Source organism: Pseudoalteromonas sp. SG41-5 (assembly GCF_014164495.1).
Lineage (GTDB): Bacteria > Pseudomonadota > Gammaproteobacteria > Enterobacterales > Alteromonadaceae > Pseudoalteromonas > Pseudoalteromonas rhizosphaerae.
The window spans coordinates 1-18645 of record NZ_JACJFH010000017.1 but is presented as its reverse complement, the minus strand read 5'-3'; the positions used below and the strand labels follow the sequence as shown (position 1 = coordinate 18645).

Genomic DNA, 18645 nt, shown 5'->3' with positions numbered 1-18645 from the left:
GTCCTTAAGCATTAAGTAGTTCATACCATTTATCTAAACTATAATCGTAATTTTGCATTACGGTATTCCACACAGCTATATTTGAAAAACGTTTAATATAACTTCCACCATCGCGAGTCTGGCCAGCTTGTACAGAAATTTTACCATCCGTTCCAATCAGCTCAGTGGTTGCTTCTTTTCCCTCGTACCAATAATCCCACTCAGGCTTAGACATTAACGGCTGGCTACGCTGTGGGTTAGATATATAGTAACCTTGTCGAGCAATAAAGGCTCCAGGATAACCAGATAGCCACCAATTCATATATTCATAAGCCGCATCTTTTACATGCCCCGAGGTATTAGCAGATAAACACATAACACCATGCCAAGCACGATACCCTTCCTTCGGGGATGCATTGACAACAGGGATACCTTGGCCTCTACAGGCACTCACACCCGGTGAAAACATACTTTGGATATTAACGCGCTTTGTCTTCATAAAATCCACTGACTGCGGTACTGATGTCCAGAAACCAGAAAAGTGGCCTTGCCTTTTTTTCGATAATAAAATTGCAAACAATTTATCTAATTCGCCAATGCTCATGTTGCCAATGTCGTTAAATGTCATCAGACCTTGGCCCTGAGCAGCAAGCGCAGCATCAAATATGCCTATTGTTGGTGCATTAACAAGGGCCACTTTTCCTTTATTTTTATCATCCAGCAACCAAGACCAAGACTCAGTTTCATAGGCTTGCCCCTTTTCGATGTAATCTGTGTTATAGCCAAATGAGTCAACATTGTGGACATATGGCATAAAGCTTATTTTTTTTGTAGGTGTACTTGCTAATGAGCCATCATTTTGAACAAATAAAATTTTGTTTGGTGCATCACCTGCCCCTAGTTTGGCCGAGGGGGTTATTTTACCTATTTTAGTAAGGTCATTTATTTCATTCCAGTAGACAAGCCTATCGACGTCTATTGGTTGAATAGCACCGGCTTGCCATAGGATATTTATTGAGTCTGACCACTGTTCATAAAGGTCAAAAGAAGTTGGATCCGCAGCAGCTTTTTGTAAAACAGCTGCACTACCCATAGGTATAAATTGTAAATTTATACCTAGCTCTCGCATTGCTCGCTGCCGAAGCTCTTCTTGCAATGTAACGTGAGTGCCCATGACGCGCAAAGTTGTTACTTTTTTAGCAAATACATAAGGCGCTTTGAATGCGAGTGTTGATACAGCGGCCCCGGCACCAACTGTACGCAGGAAGTGTCTACGATCAGGTGAATAACTCATTATTATTTATCCAATACCAATGTCCCTAAGAGAAAAAGTATAGACTAAACAATAAAAAAAACAGCAAATTAGATCTCATAATTAATTAAAACTACTAAGGAGCCAAATTAAACAACCTGTAATTTATAGCAATTACGGCCATCTCGCTTGGCGCAATATAGTCCTTCGTCAGCCAATGAGATCAACTCATTAAGCTCCATTATGCCCTGTTTCTCATACGTTACTCCGCCAATACTAACAGTAACGTGCCCAATGGATGATTGACTATGCTCAATATTTGACTCATTAAGTTGTAGAATTATTTGTTTGCATACGTGCGACATCCCTTCAATGTCGGTATAAGGCAGCACAATCAGAAACTCCTCACCTCCAAATCTAATCGCTACGTCATGAGGCCTTTTTAAACTATTGGCAAACACATCGGCAATTTGTTTTAAACAAATATCACCTTGAAGGTGACCATAATGGTCGTTATAAAGTTTAAAATGATCAATATCGGTCATTAACACACTAAACGGCTTTTTTTCACGCTCTGATTGTTTCAGCGCATTACTGACTTCCTTGTCTAGATAGTGCCGATTATAAAGTCCTGTAAGAGAATCTTTATAAGTCAACTTCATCAACACTTCTAAGCGCAGCTTATTCTCTACGTGATTTGTAGTTCGATGTATAAGCGTTGAGGCAATTACTGGTTTATCAATAAAATCTGCTGCACCAGCTTCCCAACAAGCATTCTGAGAATCAGTATCATAAGTTGCAGTAATAAATACAATAGGAACGTGCGCAAACAATATATCCTGTTTTAACGCTCTGCATACATCTAAGCCACTGATGTCTGGCAAATTTACATCAAGTAAAATGAGAACTGGGATATTGGATTTGCAATAATCTAACGCTTGTAAGCCCATAGCTAGTGTTTCGACTTCAAAGTAATCTTCCATGATAGCCTGTAGTGAAAAGCGAATTATTTCATCATCATCAACTATTAATATTTTACATTGCGTTAATGGCTTAAGAGCTAGGTGCATATATTTCCTTTATTTTTGGCTTGAGTAAGCACGTCCATCATCTCTAAAAAGGGCATTGGTTTACCAAGTAAGTATCCCTGACCAATGGCACAGCCTAGAGATTGTAGCTTATCTCTTTGTTGGCTTGTTTCAATACCTTCCGCCACGATCTGTAGGCTTAATGAATTAGCCAAGTCGATAATTGCAGTAACAATATCAAGCGATTGAGAGTCACTAATCATATCACGCACAAAAGACTGATCAATCTTCAGCACATCAAGAGGAAATAGTCTCAAATATGACAGACTAGAATACCCCGTGCCAAAATCATCAAGCGCAAGGCTAACCCCCATATCAGCGATCGCCTGTAATTGCTTTATCGTTTGTTCGAAATTATCAATCAGTGCTGATTCGGTTACCTCCAGCTCTAAATAACGACTTGGTAGCTTAGTTTTTTCTAATATCGATGCAACCGTATCAACCAGCGAAATACCAGTGAATTGTTTAGCTGAAATATTAACAGCGACTTTCTTTGGGTATCCTGCATCAAGCCACTTTTTAGCATCAATACAACTTTGCTCCAAAACTTGTTCACCTAAACGGTAAATTAGTCCTGATTCTTCGGCATATTCAATAAAATTAAGTGGAGATATAAATTCTCCAGTGTCATCTTTTAGCCTCACTAATCCTTCAGCACCAATAACGTCGTGAGTCACTAAGTCATATTTTGGCTGATAAAGCACAACAAGATCATTGTTATCTAGCGCGTTGCGTAAGCAATTACCCACTTTTAAACGCTTAGTCATTTCAACTTGGAGATCATTACTAAAATAATAATAGCTATTAGCGCCTTCTTGTTTTGCTTTATACATTGCTGAATCTGCATGACGAAGCATTTCCTCTACACTTGATGCATCATCAGGATACACACTTATCCCCAAGCTTGCTGAAAGGACATGTTGCTCATCAGCTAATCTGAAAGGTTTAGCGATGACATCTAGCACTTGACTAATAAGCGGTTCAAGACCGAATGTGTCTTTTTCATAGGGAACAACAAGTGCAAATTCATCGCCGCCCACTCTTGCAACAGTAATATCATTACATGCAAATTTATCAAGGCTATGACCTATATGGGCAATTATTTCATCACCAATATGATGTCCTAAAGCATCATTTATGTACTTAAATTTATCTAAGTCAAGAAGCATCAGGCTCACTTTAGTATTATTAAATGAGGCTCTAGCTATTCCTTGAGTTAACCTGTCATGAAGCAATACGCGATTGGGTAATGCAGTTAGTTGGTCGTGATGAGATAAATAAGTCATTTGAACTGACATAGCAAGGACTTCGCTAACATCTTGAAAAACCATTACTGCACCACGCTTATTACCATCCTTATCTAATATTGGAGCCGCACTATCTTCGACTCGGTGCAGCATACCTTGCCGGCTAATTAACTGCGTGTTTATAGCCATAGCAACAGGACGATTTTCCTTCAGAGCAACTGATAAAGGATTCATAGAAGGTATTTTTGTTGAGGCATCTCTAAGTATCATTACTTCTTCAATATGTCGCCCTCTAGCCGCAATTTGTGACCAACCGGTTAGACGTTGCGCTACTGGATTTAGGTAAGTTATACACGCATGCTCATCAGTAGAAATAACACCATCAGCAATAGAGTCTAACGTGATCCGTAAGTGCTCTTTTTCAGCAGCCAAAGCTGCTTTAGTGCGCTGAATGGTTTTTTCTTGAATTCGAATTTTTGTATGGTTTTCAACCCTCATTCGACATAAAGTTAAATTCAAAGGTTTAGATATGAAATCAATCGCTCCCAATGAAAGCGCTTTTTGCTCGATGTCAGGATCATTATGAGAAGTGATGATCAAAACGCGTAAATCACCAAGATGAGGTCTTTTTTGTATTTCTAGTAATATGTCAAATCCACTAACATTGGGCATTTCTAGATCGAGTAAAAGTATATCTGGTATAAACTCTTCAATAAGAGCGATGGCATCCTCACTTTTATTACATGAACAAATAAACCCAACATCGTCCAGAACATGCTCTAGTTGCAAGGTGTTGATCTCTTCATCATCTATAACGAGAATTTTACAAAGCTCTGCCATTTAAACGCTCTCCATAATCTAATTTGCCTATAATTAAAGATAGTCCTAATCTCTATGAAAAGCGATACAGCCCAGTTTTAATATATATTGAATTATCATCCACATAAGTGGAAACAACTCAAATCACTATATAATCCTAAAGAGGGTTGGAATAAAAATAAGCCTGTAGGACAAAGGTTGCTTCTCAAACTTCAACAAATATGAGCTATTCGAATACAACTAGAACTATTTTATAAAGTAAGAGATCTGGCGCTTTTTAACCTCGCTATCGATAGTAAACCAAGAGGGGGGAGGTGAGTAAATGACATCGCACATGGTAAAACAATCCAATCAAGGCCTATTGTTGCTCAGAAAAAGACAGGTATGTGGCACAAGTAAAGTCGACCAAAATGGAAACACATGCTAAAAATATTTAGCCCGTATTTCGCTTTTTAGACAAACTTCACAAAAGTGCCCTAGCGGTCATTCAGGGATTATATTCTATCTGAAAATGTCACTGATTGACGATTTAGTAGCTATCACTTACTTCTTATTGCTTACCAACATTAATAAATTCCGCATAAACTTCTAAGTCAATTTGATCCCCAACAATCGGTATATAACTGTCCATGCCAAAGTCAGAACGTTTGATTTGACCGACCGCGCTAAAACCAATGGTGTATTTTCCTGTAATCCAGTTGTCTGCTCCACCGTGAAATGTGGCTTTAAACGTCACAGGTTTGGTAACACCTCTAAGAGTTAAATCACCTGAGAAATTAAAACTGTTATCAGATATAACTGTAACAGTGTTGCTAGTAAATGATGCCTGAGCAAAGCGCTCACTGTTAAACCAAGTGTCATTTTGTAAGGTTTCTGCTAAGTCAGCATTATTAATATCAATAGAGCTAATATCCACCACTGCGTTTAATGACGCGGCAGTCATGTTATTAGGATCAAAGTTGAGTTGTGCATCAAATTTATTAAAACGCCCTACATAGGTTGATAACCCTAAATGTTGGATTTTAAATATTAATGCAGCATGTTGACTGTCTAGCTGATATTCGCCCGCTTGAAGCGCTATCAACTCAGATTTAACAGTTGGTGCAATCCAACTCACACAACTTGTCAGTAACAGCGCAGCACACATAACTGAGACCGAATGTATAAATGTTCGCATTGTATTCTTTGACGCTGAGTTCATAGTAGTTAAGCCATTAGTGATGTGTTGAGTGTAGGTAAAATAAAACGTCATTTTTCATAAAATCAAAATATATAATGCCTTATATTTTCCATTTTAACCTCTCTTTTATATTCATGATGGAGTGAAGCCGCCTATTTTTCGTCTATTAATCAATCGTTTTTACATAACTTGAGTTACGGGGTTTGAGCGAATGAAATTTAACCCTTTGGTATAATTGATGATTAATTATTAGCGTTTTGAAGCGTCCGTTATCTCAACAAACCTGCAATCGATGCGAAAACCCTCGAATGTTTACTTCTCGATCAAAGCCGAACTACTCAAAATTGCAATGAGCAGTCAGTCAAGCAAGGGCGATGCAATCCCTTTACTCTTAATATTAAACCCGCAACCATTAATTATTATGAAATTGAGCTAATTACTCGAGTATTCTTTACCTAATGTTTTTCTATTGTTATTTGTTTACGACTTTTCGTATCTATCTTCACAAGTCCACCAATAGGAAAGCATATATGGGGTGTTGTATGTCCAAAGTTTAAGTTATAAAGCACGGGAATTGACTCTAACTCTTGTTTAGATTGTATAATCTTTTTAAGTAAGTCTTCAGATACTTCTGACTTTAATTGAAATTTCCCAATGACTATTCCTTTAACTCTGTCGAAATGTTTTTGGTGAATTAATGATTGCAGATCTCTGTCAAAATTTGAAGGGGATGTTAACTCGTCATCTTCAAGAAATAGTACAGAATTTGTTAAGTCAGGCATAAATTCAGTTCCTTGAAGCAGATTTAAAGTACAAAGGTTGCCTCCAAGTATTTTTCCTTCAGCTTTACCATGATTTAAAACTTTTATGCCATTGTCTTTATAAAAGCTTCTTTTTTCCTGATCTAAAAACCATGAATCATCACTCCATTGTTCGGGGTTTATAACTTCATAAGGATCACTTGAGAATAAACACTTTTTAATATAATTTATTGAAAAATCAATACCTTTAAGCATCCCCAAAGTTGAATATGCAGGCCCTGAGTAAGTTATTAGTCCGGTTTTATGAAATAAGGCATTTGATAAAGCTGTAGTATCAGAATACCCACATATAATTTTTGGATTTTTTTTAACAATATTATAGTCAATATACTTTAGTAATTGATTTACATTATCGCCCCCGATAACAGTAAAGATAGCTTTTACCTTTTTATCTAGGAATGCTTCATGTAAATCTTCAATTCTTTCTTTTATAGATGAAGACGAAAAATCATCTATCGACTCACAGTTTTTTGAAAATGACAATTTGAGGCCAAGCTCTTCAAACCTTGTGTTTGCTATTTCTCGCGTCTCTTGGTCAATAATTGATAAACTTCTTGAAGGCGCAATTATCCTAACTTCATCATTCATTTTTAACTTATTGGGTATTATCAATTTACCTCCTACAAGATACTCTAAACAGCATGCACATCAAAATTGAGCGAACTTCACAGCTTTCAATAAATAGTTCCTAACTCAATACTTTCGGCTTGTCGCTCCTAGCCGCAATATGTGGCGCAGAAAAGCTTGGCTAAAATTAGGAACGAAGTGACGCGGGCTAAGCTTTTTGCGTCCCTTTCATTATTGCTTTGTTATGTGTCATCGCCACATTTGTTTGAGTTAGCTTTAATTCTTGGCATTTGAATTTGTAAAAGTATAAAAACAGGAACTAAGGGTGCAAAAGCAAGCCAAGATAGATTAAGCACAACCCAAAAATAGCTAAACCAGCACATAACCGCAATAAGCGAGAATACTTTGAGTAGTTTGGGAAATATAATGATATCGACCATTGCGACCATTATACCACCATAAAACAATGCTCCAACTAACACAAAAGAGGGATGAGGAACTTCAATTATTTCACCCTGAAACCAATAGAAAAATTCATATCCATAACTGAATAATAAAGGTGACATGATTGTAAATGCTACAAAGACACCCCAAGAATCATTTCTGTGGTATTTAGCGTATTTATTATTTTTTTCTTGAAGTGTTTCCATATCTACCATGACACATAACGCCAACTTACGGAGTCATGTTGCAGCTTTTTGTTATGTGATTGAGCGTAATTTATGATGAATTTCATTTAATACTTCACTCCCCATTGTTTTGGTACCGAGCTCATTCAATTCACCACTTAGAAACTCTTGCCATGAAACTATCTTACATCCCGAGCAATGAGCATACCTTCCATATGCCGATATCACCGTATAATTATCCATGATTGAGGTTTCATATAATTCCCCCCCTGGATTATCGACTCTCCAACACTCAATAGCTTTAGGCGGAATATAATTCATAGTTTAAAGTGATTCTTTCACAATTTTCTGCCACTCACTAAATGACTCTGCTTCCCAATTGTTGCCAGGTCTGGGGCGTATTCTTTCGGCTTGCCGCCAAACCAATTAAACCACTTAGAAAGACTACCGTCTAGTATCTGGACTAGTGGTACATCAAATTCTTTGATATAGAATCTGGAGCCTTCAGGAAAATCATTTTTACTTGGCAAGTTCATATTATGGCTCCCGAAGATCTCCAACATAACGAGCCTGTAGAATTACTCGCTTTTATTTTATTTTGATTAATGCTTCAACCATAGCCTAGTTCCTATTTTGATTCAATCGACAACTGACTTTCACATAAAATATAAAGGAGGATTTGCTGTTGCTTTAATTGGCGTTTTGGAAGGTATTACAGGTGCTTAATGGCTTATTTTAAGATGTAAGGGCTTACCTTTATTAATGCATCGTATTTTACGCTGCTAATATTAGCCTTCAAGTTAGTTCTCATTTACTTCTCTTTCTCTGCTCTTTGTGCAAAAAATATTTAATTGAATTATTCACAAAGAGGTTCAGAAACGCTGCGCTTTAGAAGAATATAAGCAAATGCAGTGCTAATAATGTAAATATTATTGCGTAGCGCTCCTTATATGTGTTTGCCGTAAGCTACTTGCTTAACAGCCGCATCGACAGACGAAGTAAACAAATTTGTTTATTGATTTAGAGTTGACCGCCATTATATAAAACGGTCAAAAAGACTACTAGTGCCTATTGATAGTGTTAAGGCTCATATGTGTTAAACGTTTTACCCATACATTTGCAAATATTCAAAGTTCTCACTATCAAAGATTTGTGGAATTAATGAATGGCCTCCAAACATGTTATTTTCGCTGTAGAAAAAATCAACGCTATCAGAGGATAAGAAATTTACTCCATCCAATCGCAGGTTTTTATCGAACTCCATGGCTGTCAGTATTGGTTCATCATCTTCCCGCCAGTCTTCATTGTACGATTGCAGGCTGTTTTCTATTATGTAGCCTCTGGCTTTCTTGTCGTATGCATCCAAAGAAGAAAGAATCCTTTTGGCCAGAGTAATCGTGTCTTCTAACTTCTCTCCATCTGGATCAACATGAATGCGAACTTCATCTCCTTTAAAATTGAAACTACCTTTGTAGGTACCTTCAATTCTTTCATCCATTTCTAGATTATCTAACGCTTTCTCGTACATAACTCTCTCTGACGTTTAACTAGCCTGTAGAATAACTCGTTTTTAATTTATTTTTATTAATGTATCAACCATAGCCGAGTTCCTATTTTGATTCAATGAAACTAAACAAGACAGTCACTCTAATTGAACAAACACAGCCGTTACAATAAAATTACTTTTTAGGTTAAGAATTTATCTTTTACTACAGGGTTACTTTTACTTCATCCATTAAATAAGTCATTAGCATTCTTAAACCTAAATTACATGCATAAAATGACATCAGTTTTTAACTTTTTACTGAGTAATTCAAGCGCTATGCCAGTAGTTTTTTACAATTACTGATATTTGCACGCCGCTTCCGATTTAAGTTTTCACCGTAACGTTATTGTGAAGACAGCCTGCCTACTGCGCCGTGAAATACGCGCGTAAATTACGTGGTGAGTTCTAACCAGTTTTCTGGAGAAATATTGACTCTTTCTAGTAAAGGTAAGTGTGTACTTTTAATATACCCTCGCTTGCTTTACCATATACAACGTCCTGTTAGCTCAACGAATTCAAGCTACGATTTAAGCTCAAACGGTAACCCTTTTGGCATGATTTGACGTGGTATACCTGCAAAGCGAAGTAGTTGTTTTGGTTGCTTACCATCTTTGGCGCATGTTAAACGTTTTTTAACACTAATATGGCCTGACTCTTCAGGTGTTTTTACCATCTTAGCTCTAATCGGATTTAAATAAACATATGCCATGCAGGCTGCTAATGCTGCTTCATCAAGTAGTGCTTGTGACCTAAATCCCCCCTCCCCCTCTGCGGTGCCCGTAGGATTGACCGGTAAAGTGGTCTTCGCCACATAAAAATGCACGCCGTACGCAACGTGAAATACAGTGATAATATTTTGTATCAACCAAACTTACTTGACGCTTTCTTGCGATTTCAATAAGACACCCTGCTCATTTTTTGCACTTAATAAAACTTAGTACTTCGTTTCACAAAATACAAAATTAAACTGGATGTCTTTGTTATTTTTTCCTTGTTATTTTTAAACACGGATAACGGTTTACACTCGCTTTAAACAAAAATAGTCACTTCAGAGCAATCCAAAAAGCCTATTTTATAACAGTATTAATAAGGTGGACTTTAATTATGCGGCTACCCAGCATCGGTCTTCAGGCAGCTGAAGTCGGCATTTTTAAGCTTTTCTTTCTCAATAAATACCATAAGCTTATCCCCATCATGCCAACACCAGCCAAGCCCATCGTGAGATGCCAGAGTGAGCAGCGGAAGCCATTCATCACCAGGGGTCGGGTCATAAGCAAGCGAACAAAATGACGGATAGCCCAGCATGTAGTTCTCGCGATGGCCTATTAGATAAGGCAGTTCATACAAAAGATTAGTATCGAAAGGCCAGTCACTGCGTAACTCTTCATGTTTGGGGATTTCCAGCCCGGTTTCCAAACGGATTAACTTTGCCTCCTGCGGTACAGCTGCTTGCTCAAACATAACTAAATCATTAATATCCGGATAATAGTAAGCGATCACATATCCTTCAGCACCCCAGAAAATTTCACCGTCGTGATCATAAGCATAGAAGAGTGATAGCAAACCGGATTTGGGCAGCGGCTCAGGACAATCGAGGATTTCAGAAAAATTAATCTGGCCTAAAAACCGGTATTCGCCAACGTTATGTTCTGGCCAGACAAAGTCCTTTGCAACCAGAGGATTACCGCCAAACCGACTCCCAGAGTCACTGGCGACACCATCTAAAAACAAAATATCAACGCTGGATTTACTGATCGAATCCAAATAAGCCTTATGAGGGGAAAAATCTTCATCAGTGCTAATAAAGTCTTCCAAAATTTTAGGGTTCAAACAACTCTCCTTTTATAACGCAAACACAACCGGCGTTCATTCCGTGTCTATGTATATGTTCAACGGGTTATTAACTTAACCCACTATCCAAACCCTTGAAGGGCTTTTGTTTATCTAACGAGCCTGTAGAATTATTCGCTTTTATTTTATTTTGATTAATGCTTCAACCATAGCCTAGTTCCTATTTTGATTCAATCGACAACTGACTTTCACATAAAATGCTAAATTTATATTTCAGATGCTCAACCCTCTCACACTTAGAGTAAGAGGATTATCATCTTTAAAAATTAATTGTGATGCCAATAGATGGTAAAGGCATATCAGGGAACTGGTAGTCTTTTTCAAACTCGCTGTAGTCTTGATTGTATTCTAGCTCCTGTACTGCGCGTGAAGCATACGTTTATATTCAATTACAGGGTTCACCCTCAGCCGCACCACAAAACCTGTTGTTGTACCTTTACTCTAAAAAAGAAATGTGGCAAAGTGCGCACTTCTCGGGGGAGTAGCCTGCTTGATGCCTTTTAACTTAAAGCGCAGCAAGTAAACTTATCAACATAATTGCACCTCATGTGCATGGTAAGTTTGTAATGTAGCAAGCATTATCGGCAAGACCTGGGTAAACACTATCCTCATGGCGGGAGATAGGCGTTTACCTTGGTTTAATGTTCCCGCCTTATAGAAGTAAAATGGATACATTTATCACATCAACCGTCACCGTTGCTTTAGCTGAAATAGGCGATAAAACGCAACTTTTATCCCTGTTGTTAGCTGCCCGCTTTGCCAATAAACCTGCACTTATTTTAGGTATTTTAGTCGCTACTATTATCAATCATGGTTTGTCTGCATGGTTGGGCGATTATTTATCGCAAAGCTTTACCTCTTCGTACCTGCCTTGGATTGTGAACGGCTGTTTTATTGTCGTTGGCTTATGGCTACTGATCCCAGATAAAGATGAAGAAGTAAGCAATAAATACGATCAATACGGGGCTTTTTTAGTTGCCTTGGTGCTGTTTTTCATTGCCGAAATTGGCGATAAAACCCAAATAGCAACAGTATTGCTTGGCGCTCAGTATCAATCAGTGTTGTGGGTAACCATAGGAACCACTGTAGGTATGTTACTTGCCAATGTGCCGGTTATTTATGCTGGCAATGCCTTGCTAAAACGTATTCCAATGGCAAAAGTAAGAATGCTTGCTGCAATAGTGTTTGTTGCTTTGGGTTGTTACGGCCTAGTTACTAGCTAACTTTATCTGCACGTTACAGCACCGGCGAATATAGTTTTGCTGGTGCTTGGCGTACACTAAATGTTTGCGTTGTGAGAAGTAGCGAACAACATACTAATAAAACACTAACTGCACCCATGATACCAAACCATTGCAATAATGAAGGCTGCTTACGCTTTACTCTCAGCCAATTCATATACAATCCAGCCATACATATACAGGTCATAAAAAAACCAAATACAGCCCAAATTAACTTCGTACCTAGCCCTGCAAAGTTGCCAAAATGCAAAGGATCGGCGGTATCTTTAATGCGCGCGACAATAGGTAAATCTGCGGCTTTTTGAATTGCCAGTACATCTGCTGAAGCTGGATCTAAATACACTTTATTAGCTCGTAAACGTACTAAAATGTCATCATTATCGCCCAGTACCAAAACCGGTTTATTTGCTTTGCTTGGGTATTGTATAGCGCGAATATGTAAACTTGGAAACGCTGATTGCGCCGCGTTTACCATGGCACTTATCGCTGGCGGATGCGCGACATCAGTTTGTAGATCCGTAACCTCTGCGGGGGGGGTTATATAATGGTCAATTTTGGCTGTTTGTAAGGTGTGTTCAACTAAGTACCACACGCCAGTAATAGCCATGACCACAATAAACCAGTAACTCCAAAGCCCCAGTAATTTATGCCAATCAGCCCAGCTGCTACGATTGGTTGTTTTTAATTGCCGTGGCTTTTTTAAAAAATGTCGCCACCACTGGCGATAAACAATCGGACTAGTAACCACTAAAATAACCAAGAGAATGGCTAAACTCGTGACGATCAACTTACCTGTCCAACCCATCGATAGATTCATGTGCCAGTTACGTAAAAAGCGCGATACTCGCCCCCACTGACCTTCGCCAAGCCATTGCCCCGTCGCACCATCAACATACACAAACAAAAACTGTTGCTGCCACTTAAGCGACACTTCGGTTGCTAAGTAAGGTTGCTGATGGCGCAATATGCTAATGATTTGGCTGCCAGGATAACGCTGGGCAAGTGTATTCTCAATTGCAGCAAAGTCAGTATTAGGGGAATGCGAGAGAGCACGAAATTTACTATCACTAAGATATTCAATTTCGTGGCTCAAGGTTGCCAACGTGCCAGATAAACACGTTATCAATAACAAGCTGCCAACCAAGAGCCCTGCCCAAGCATGTAAGTTAAACCACTGCTTTGCTTTCATAGTACGAAATTGTCAGTTTAGAATGTGTACTTAGCCGACAAATAGACGCGGCGTGGTTCCCCCGGGAAATGCCCAGCACGAGTTATAAAGCCACTTGATGCATACTCTTTATCAAACACGTTTTTAACTGAGAGCTGCCAAACCCATTGTTGATATTCAGTCTTCCAAGCCATGTTATAAACGGTATACGGCTGTACTTTATCACCGTCTAAACTGACTTGTTCATCAACATAATCAAGACCTGCCGCGATTGATGAGTGCAACTGCGGTAACTCATAACGCGTCCACAACCCTGCGGTATTTTGTGGCGCATTGGCAAATTTATCGCTGCCTTTTGCTTGCGCGGAAAATTTTTCACTTTGCTCAACAATACGCGTGTCGTTGTATGCGTAACTTGCTGTGATCACTAAACGTTCGGTGACATCGCCAACAATCTCAAGTTCAAAGCCTCGGCTGTCAACTTCGCCTAACGCTTCCATTTGATCAACGCCGGTGTCTGATAACTCAGTGCTGGCTTGTAAAATATTGTTACGGATAATGCGGTACGTTGCCATATTCACAGCCAACGAGTCATCAAGTAACTTAGTACGTAAACCAAGTTCACGAATATTGCTGTGCTCTGGTTTAAATGGCCCGCCTACATCTTGATTTTGATTACTGGCCGATTGTGGCATAAAGCCTGTGCCATACAGCGCATAAGGGAAAAAGGTATCGTTTAAGTTATAACTTGTGCCAATACGATACGTCACATCGCTGTCTGAAAACTCGGTGTTATTAAGCACATCGGTGTCTTCAAAACGATCGTACCGTAAGCCAACCGTAACATTCCATTTATCGGTAACATCAACTTGGTCTTGTGCATACAGGCCAATACGTGTTGACTCAGTACTTGCTAAACGCGGTGTTACGTTTGCTAAATCATAATCATCTTTTGAAGTCAGTCCATACACAGGATTTAATATTGAGATCCCTGGCACTGGGCCGCCTTTGCTGGCTTGTACAGCTGTTCTATATGCAGATTCAAACTCATGCTTATACCAATCTACACCCACCAGCATCACATGTTGCATAGCGGCAAGCTCAGTGTCAGCAATTAAATTGGCAGTAAAACTAAGCCCGGTATTTTCGCGTTGTTGATCACGAAATTCGCGCTCGCTCCAATCCAGTACTCCATCGCCATCTGTGTCACTTAGTCCACGCGGCTCATGATAGTTTTGATTGGCATCGTTACTAAAATAACGCGCAGTGATATCACTGCGAAATACCTCATTAAATTGGTGCTGAAAACTTGCTTGAAACACGTCAGCAATAACGGTTTGATAATCCGTTGCTTCATTATGATTCCAGCTTATGTCGGCAATAAAGTTACCGTTTTTATCCACTGGCACGCCACGTAATCTAGCGCCGCCTAAATCTTGATCAACATGGGTATATTGCAATACCAGATTAGTGTCGTTATTAAAATCAAAACGATAGCCTAAATCAATAATAGTATTATCTTCGCTGGTATTTTCACGAAATGGTTTATCTGAATCTTTATAAACACCAACACGGTAGGCTTGGGTCTGTGCGTCATTGGCACTGCCCGTTGATTCGACTGCGGCACTAAAAAAATCATCATTACCCAGTTCAACTGCAACGGTTGTTTTACTATCATAGCTGGGCTTTTTGGTCATATAATTAATGATCCCGCCAGGGTTACCACTGCCGTACACAGCGCCACTAGGGCCTTTTAAAACAGCCACTTGCTCAATATTAAACAACTGTGGTACCGCAAAACCACTAAATGGGTCACCTTTTATACCATCGTATAAAATTTCATCTTGGCGAAAACCACGAAACGTAACACCTGAGTAACTAAAGCCATTAACACCCGCAATATTGCTGTACAGATCAGTTACTTGACGTGCAGCCTGATCGCTGATTAACGCTTGCGGAATAACCTGGATTGACTGTGGAATTTTCTCTAGCGGCGTATCGGTACGAGTACCAAACGTTGATTCTGTTGGGCGATACAGTGAAAACGCTCGTCCAACGACTGAAATGGTTTCTATGTCGTTTTTTACAACAGTAGACTCATCAGTTGCAGATCCTGCTGCTGTTGTTTGCGCAGCAACGACAACAGGCGTCATGGTAATAGAACTTAGGGCTAATGCTATTAAAGAAGGTTTCATTGATATTTATACAGCAATCAAAATAATTTACGGCATGATAATAAAAACCACTATCATTTACAATGCTGAAGTGAAATTATTCTCTTCTTGTTGCCAAGCTTATTTAACAATCTTTAAAATCTCTTTAAATACAGGTGTCGCTGCCACTTCGGTCCATTGAAAAATCACACTTTCAGCGCAGCTGATCACAGCACCTGCTTGTCTTAGCTGAGCTATAGCTAAATCGCGGTGCAGATCATTACGCGAACTAACCGCATCCATGACTAAAAACATCTGATAACCTTGCGCCAGTAAATCTAAACAAGTTTGTAATACGCATACATGCGCTTCCATACCAACTACAATAATTTGCGGGCGTTTATAGCTAGCAATAAGCTCTAAAAAACCGTCCTCTTTACACGCGCTAAAGTGGGTTTTATCAAAGAACTCAGCTTGCCCAATCTGAGCTTTTAATTGCTGATCAGTTTCGCCAAGCCCTTGTTTATATTGTTCAGTGACTAAAATAGGAATATGCAACAATTGTGCAGCTTTTACTAATTGCACTGTGACCTGTTTTACTTGTTCATAACGAGGCATCGCAGGACTTAATTTGTCTTGAATATCGACAACTAACAGCAGACTTTGCATGGTGTGAGCATTAAATGAATGAGGCAATGTGAACATCCGTGATCTAAACATAACTAACAGCATAAGTGATTTGTTATACAAATGTATATCTTATATAGCTAATTCTTTAATTCAACTGTAAATTGTTATGCTATATTTACTAACGGCTAACAACCACTTTATCTCAGGGGAGCAGTACCTTAAGTGCGATTGAGAAACTTTTTTTTCATCTTATTTAGTATTTTATGCACTTGGTTTAGTGTTAATTCCAGTGCTCAAAGCTATGCTCAGCAATTGCAACGCTTATCCACGGATGAAGGGTTATCACAAGGCCACGTAACTAGCACACTGCAAGATAAACTGGGATTTATTTGGATCGGTACATTACAGGGTTTAAACCGGTTTGATGGCTATGAGGTAAAAATATTCTCTGGTGAATACTCACTGGATCAACTCTCAATTATTGTATTGTTCGAAACACACAACGGCGATATTTTTGTATCAACTGAGTATTCTGGTGCGTTTCTTATAGATCCTGTGACACTCAAAGTTAGTAAAATTTATTCAGGTAAGTTAAACGCTGAAGATAAACACTTTTCTCCTATTTTTGCCATCGCCGAACATCAGCAGCTGTTTTATTACGCCATTAATCAACATGTGTATGCCTTTGATCCACAAAAAAATACCTATACCCATGAGTTTTCAATCAGTAAAGATGATAATTCTGTCCGCGCAATTACTGTTCATAATGACTTTTTGTATATTGCCACCACTGATGGGTTGTACTCTAAATCATTAATTGATGAACATATTACTAAAATACCTTTAGTTGCCAAAGACAAGCTCAATCCAGATAATAACAATATCAAATTTTTATCCATCGACTCGCAGCTTGGTTTACTGGTTGGCACAGTCGAAGGATTTTATTCTATTGCTTTTAATAACAATGAGTTATTAGACTTCAATAACGTAAAAACGCTACTCGCGGAACATAATATTTGGGATTATGTTAATACCCCTTATGGTGAATTTATAGTCACTGAGGATGGCCTTTATCAATACCATCGCCATACTGATCACAATGAGTTTCTTTTACGTTTTGATCAAAGTAAATTTCACATGACCGACAACACTATTTTAGATGTGATGGTTGATAAAACAGGGCTTATGTGGCTTGCCTCGCGCTCGCAAGGCGTTTTTACTTGGTCCACTTTAGCAAGGCGTTTTGGCAATATTCAAATCACCAGTAATGATAAATTGCACAGCAATGTGATCCTTGCTGTTTACCAAGACGATAACGCCGTGTGGCTGGGCACCGATAATGGCCTAGCCAAAATGCGCCTAGATGAGACTACCGAAAAAACTTACTTAGCCAGCGATGACAGCAAAGCGTTTTATGGCCAATTTGCTGTGTATGGTATTGCCTCGGCGCACTTAAATGAGCCAGACCGTTATTTGTGGTTACTGCTCTATGATGGTCTTGCTTTATTTGATAAAAAAACCGAACAAAAAATAGCTCTACCAATGCAAGGCAATACACAAGCCATTCTCGACAGCGGCCCAGGCTATGGATATCATCAAATCACGACTGATACCTTTGCATTTTTTAGCGAGAATGATTATTTCCTGTATGATGGAAACAGTGGTCAGACTAACGTAATTAAAGGTCTCAAAGAGCAGTTAGATCCCGTCAATGTGCACGCTTTTTTAAAACCATTGCCCCATAAACCCGATGACTACTTGATCAGCGTATCTGGCGCGTTATATCGTTATAATGAGTCCAGCCAAAAACTCACCTTGATCTACGAAGTCGAAAATTATAACCCAATAAATTATGTCACTATCGATGATTGGGTGATCGATTATAACAATACCCTTTGGCTTGCCTCTTCTCAAGAAGGACTAATTGGTCTTGACGCCAACAGTTACGAAGTAAAACACCGTATAAACCTCAGTAATGGCATTAAAACGAAAACAATTGTCGCCTTGCAAATCGACCAATTTGGCTTTTTATGGATCAGCAGTAAAAATGGCCTCTATCGACTCGACTTAAGTTCAATGCAATTAAATGCATATACTGTTAAAGATGGCTTAACTGTGAATGAATTTAATATTGACTCACATACTCAGCTAAACGATGGCCGCTTAGCTTTTGGCAGTACCCGTGGCGTGCTAACACTTGCCCCGCAAGACTTTTTATCTGTCCCTAATGATCGTGACAGCACAGTGACTGAAATCACCGATATATCGTTACTCTCCCGTACACTTAATTATCATCCATTGCAATACGCCAACCAGCCTTTACAACTAACTGATGAAGATGTGGGCTTAGAAGTTAGTTTTTCTAACTTTGATTTTCAAAATGTAGATAGAACACGCTATAAGGTGTCATTAACCGGCCCCAATAAATTAAGTTATGACAAGCTAAACAATAATAAAGTTTTTTTTACTAAGCT

Annotated in this window: 13 protein-coding genes and 1 pseudogene; 2 read left to right on the top strand and 12 right to left on the bottom strand. The window is 38.8% G+C overall.

From position 1 onward, the window contains the following. Positions 1–4: 4 nt before the first annotated feature. The 9 genes and pseudogenes from H5232_RS06780 to H5232_RS06740 form a co-directional block, all read right to left on the bottom strand. Positions 5–1273, bottom strand: coding sequence for a PotD/PotF family extracellular solute-binding protein (locus H5232_RS06780; protein ID WP_182717811.1), 1269 nt, complete (start codon positions 1271–1273; stop codon positions 5–7). Positions 1274–1380: 107 nt separating this feature from the next. Then, positions 1381–2301 carry a diguanylate cyclase gene (locus H5232_RS06775; RefSeq protein WP_182830686.1) on the bottom strand — a complete coding sequence of 307 codons (921 nt, stop codon included), beginning with the start codon at positions 2299–2301 and terminating at the stop codon, positions 1381–1383. After that, positions 2292–4406 carry an EAL domain-containing protein gene (locus H5232_RS06770; RefSeq protein ID WP_182717809.1) on the bottom strand — a complete coding sequence of 705 codons (2115 nt, stop codon included), beginning with the start codon at positions 4404–4406 and terminating at the stop codon, positions 2292–2294. Before H5232_RS06770 ends, H5232_RS06775 begins: the two co-directional genes overlap by 10 nt. Positions 4407–4935: 529 nt before the next feature. Next, a complete protein-coding gene (locus tag H5232_RS06765; protein ID WP_259400107.1) occupies positions 4936–5562 on the bottom strand; it encodes a YceI family protein in 627 nt (208 codons plus the stop codon). A gap of 458 nt (positions 5563–6020) precedes the next feature. Next, positions 6021–6974, bottom strand: coding sequence for a S66 peptidase family protein (locus H5232_RS06760; protein WP_182717807.1), 954 nt, complete (start codon positions 6972–6974; stop codon positions 6021–6023). A 221-nt stretch (positions 6975–7195) separates the two neighbouring features. Beyond that, positions 7196–7612 carry a hypothetical protein gene (locus H5232_RS06755; RefSeq protein WP_220496059.1) on the bottom strand — a complete coding sequence of 139 codons (417 nt, stop codon included), beginning with the start codon at positions 7610–7612 and terminating at the stop codon, positions 7196–7198. Between the two features lie 1075 nt (positions 7613–8687). Continuing rightward, a complete protein-coding gene (locus H5232_RS06750; protein WP_182739575.1) occupies positions 8688–9110 on the bottom strand; it encodes a DUF2262 domain-containing protein in 423 nt (140 codons plus the stop codon). Positions 9111–9402: 292 nt separating this feature from the next. Continuing rightward, positions 9403–10027, bottom strand: a pseudogene (locus tag H5232_RS06745) (hypothetical protein). Between the two features lie 211 nt (positions 10028–10238). Beyond that, positions 10239–10958 (bottom strand): YwqG family protein, encoded by a 720-nt coding sequence (locus tag H5232_RS06740; protein ID WP_182739574.1) that lies wholly within the window; start codon positions 10956–10958, stop codon positions 10239–10241. A 686-nt stretch (positions 10959–11644) separates the two neighbouring features. Here H5232_RS06740 and H5232_RS06735 point away from each other — a divergent pair. Next, positions 11645–12202, top strand: a complete 558-nt coding sequence (locus H5232_RS06735) for a TMEM165/GDT1 family protein (RefSeq protein WP_145236272.1) — start codon at positions 11645–11647, stop codon at positions 12200–12202. Between the two features lie 13 nt (positions 12203–12215). Here H5232_RS06735 and H5232_RS06730 read toward each other — a convergent pair whose 3' ends face one another. The 3 genes from H5232_RS06730 to H5232_RS06720 form a co-directional block, all read right to left on the bottom strand. After that, a complete protein-coding gene (locus H5232_RS06730; protein WP_182830683.1) occupies positions 12216–13409 on the bottom strand; it encodes a PepSY domain-containing protein in 1194 nt (397 codons plus the stop codon). A gap of 17 nt (positions 13410–13426) precedes the next feature. After that, the gene (locus H5232_RS06725) at positions 13427–15583 is read right to left on the bottom strand and encodes a TonB-dependent siderophore receptor (protein WP_182830682.1); all 2157 of its coding nucleotides are present in this window, start codon (positions 15581–15583) and stop codon (positions 13427–13429) included. Between the two features lie 99 nt (positions 15584–15682). Continuing rightward, complete coding sequence (locus H5232_RS06720; RefSeq protein WP_259400106.1) at positions 15683–16261, bottom strand: hydrolase; 579 nt, start codon at positions 16259–16261, stop codon at positions 15683–15685. A 222-nt stretch (positions 16262–16483) separates the two neighbouring features. Between H5232_RS06720 and H5232_RS06715 the strand changes: the two genes are divergently transcribed. Continuing rightward, on the top strand, positions 16484–18645 hold a 2162-nt coding region (locus H5232_RS06715), incomplete at its 3' end, for a two-component regulator propeller domain-containing protein (RefSeq protein WP_404936399.1).